The sequence below is a fragment of the Roseateles sp. P5_E11 genome (genome assembly GCF_054049355.1).
On sequence record NZ_JBFUMO010000772.1, the window covers coordinates 1 to 2212 of the forward strand.

Annotated in this window: 1 protein-coding gene and 2 pseudogenes; 2 read left to right on the forward strand and 1 reads right to left on the reverse strand. The window is 68.9% G+C overall.

Annotated features, from left to right (window positions below):
- Window positions 1–419, reverse strand: a pseudogene (locus ACXJKR_RS30355) (haloacid dehalogenase type II); the annotation flags it as partial.
- A 496-nt stretch (window positions 420–915) separates the two neighbouring features.
- Here ACXJKR_RS30355 and ACXJKR_RS30360 point away from each other — a divergent pair.
- Both ACXJKR_RS30360 and ACXJKR_RS30365 read left to right on the forward strand, forming a co-directional pair.
- Window positions 916–1803 (forward strand): GNAT family N-acetyltransferase, encoded by an 888-nt coding sequence (locus ACXJKR_RS30360; protein ID WP_457326011.1) that lies wholly within the window; start codon window positions 916–918, stop codon window positions 1801–1803.
- Between the two features lie 7 nt (window positions 1804–1810).
- Window positions 1811–2212: pseudogene (locus ACXJKR_RS30365) on the forward strand (glyoxylate/hydroxypyruvate reductase A); the annotation flags it as partial.

Below are 2212 nucleotides of genomic sequence, written 5' to 3' on the forward strand. Positions count from 1 at the left end.
GTGTAGACCCGGTGGAAGGGTGCGCCGAGCATGGCGACGTTGGACTGGATCTGATGGTCCATCGCGTTGGACAGGATCACGAGCGGGATTTCCTTGGCGACCTTGGCCAGGCCTGCGGGCACGTCGTCGTGCGGCCCCCAGGTGGGCACGGCATCGACGTAGCGCTGCGCCTCGGCGTCAAGGTACTGCAGCTTCCACTTGCGGCACAGCCGGCGCACCGCGTTCTTCAGCACCACGTCGTACGGTTGCCAGTCGCCCAGCACTTCGTCGAAACGGTAGGCCGTGAAGTCGGCGATGAACTGCTCCATGCGCTCGGCCGGCACGCGGTCGAAGAAGATATCCCGTGTGATCTCCGCCATGCGGAAGCGGGTCAGGGTGCCGTAGCAATCGAAGGTGATGTACTTGGGTCGGATGCTCATGTTGCGCGTCTCGCTCAGTGGGTTGTCATCAGGACTTCATTGCAGCATGTGCAGTGAAGTGGTTTGTGGGGAAAACGGGCTGTCGCAGGCGCTGAAACTGCCGTTCGAAGGCGGCTCGGCGGCATGCCCTGCGGCGTGCACTTGGACGGGGACGAGCGCCCTTCAATGGAACCCTGAAGGCACCAGCCGGTGGCGCAAATGCGGGACCGCGAATCGGCCTTGAGCAACCCTGGGGTCCGGGCGGGCATTGGCGAATGCGGCTGGGCGACTTGCATGCGATTGACCTGCGATGTCATGGGTGAATGGGCGCTGATGGTAGGGACGCCGCCGCGAAATTTGTGGTCGCAGACTGGCCCGCCGCAGCATTGAATGCCGTGCGCGGCAGGCCTCACAGCGCAAGCTGCCGAAATGGGTGGCGGGTCGTATTTGGGCTGGCGCGGCACCCGCGAAAGGCCGCAACATCGGCAACCCCTTGCCCTTCAGGAGACCCCGCCACATGGGTGCCCCCGCCAACACGAATGCAGCTCCCGCCGACGACGGCGTGCGGCTGCGCAAGATGAGTGCCGCCGATCTTGCGGCCGCTCACGACCTGTCCGACACGCTGCGCTGGCCCCACCGCCTGGCCGACTGGAAGCAGGTCTTCCACCACGCCGAGGGCGTCGTCGCCGAGCGCGACGGCGAGATCGTCGGCACCGCCCTGCGCTTTCGCTGGGGGGCGCAGGACGCGACCATCGGCCTGGTCATCGTCGCGCCGGCGCAGCAGGGCCGGCGCATCGGCCACCGCCTGATGAGCGCGGTGCTCGACGGGCTGCAGGATTGCCGCGTTCGGCTCAACGCCACGCTCGAAGGGCGCGGCCTCTACGAGCGCCTGGGCTTCGTGCGCGTCGGCGAGCTGCGCCAGCACCAGGGCATCGCGCAACCTGCGCCACTGGTGGCCCTGGACAGCGGCTGGCGTCTGCGGCCGGCAGGCGCTTCCGATGCGCCGGTGTTGAAGGCGCTCGACGCCCAGGCCTGCGGCATGCCGCGCGACGCATTGATGGATGAACTGCTGGCCGAGGCGGAGTCCACCGTCGTGCTGGACGACGGCGGCACGGTGCGCGGCTTCGGCCTGCTGCGTCGCTTCGGCCGCGGCCACGCCATCGGGCCGGTCGTCGCGCCGGACGATGAAGGCGCCAAGGCCCTCATTGCCCACCTGGCCGGCACCAACGCCGGCCGCTTCACGCGCGTCGACATCGACCTGGACAGCGGCCTGGCCGAATGGCTGGAAGCGATGGGCCTGCTGCGCGTCGACGCGCCGGTGATGATGGAGCGCGGCCCGACCGCGCAGCCGGCGGCGCCGGGTGCGCCCAAGAGCTACGCCATCGTCACGCAGGCCCTGGGCTGAAGCACCGATGGCCACCTTCCTCTACATGGCTGACGCCGAGCGCGGCCGGCGCTGGGGCGAACTGTTCCGCCGCGACGCGCCAACACTGGACTTCCGGCTCTGGCCGGACGTGGGCGATCCAGCCCAAGTTCAATACCTCGCCACCTGGCAGCAGCCCGAGCAGCTGGCCCAGCGCTTCCCGAACCTGAAGCTGCTGTTCTCGACCGGCGCCGGCGTGGATCAGTTCAACCTCGCCGCGTTGCCGCCGACCGTCTCGCTGGTGCGCATGGTCGAACCCGGCATCGTGCAGGGCATGGTGGAGTACGTGCTGCATGCCGTGCTGGACCTGCACCGCGACATGCCCGCCTACCGGCGCCAGCAGGCTCAAGCGCAGTGGCGGCCGCTGCCGGTGCGCACCGCAGCGCAGTGC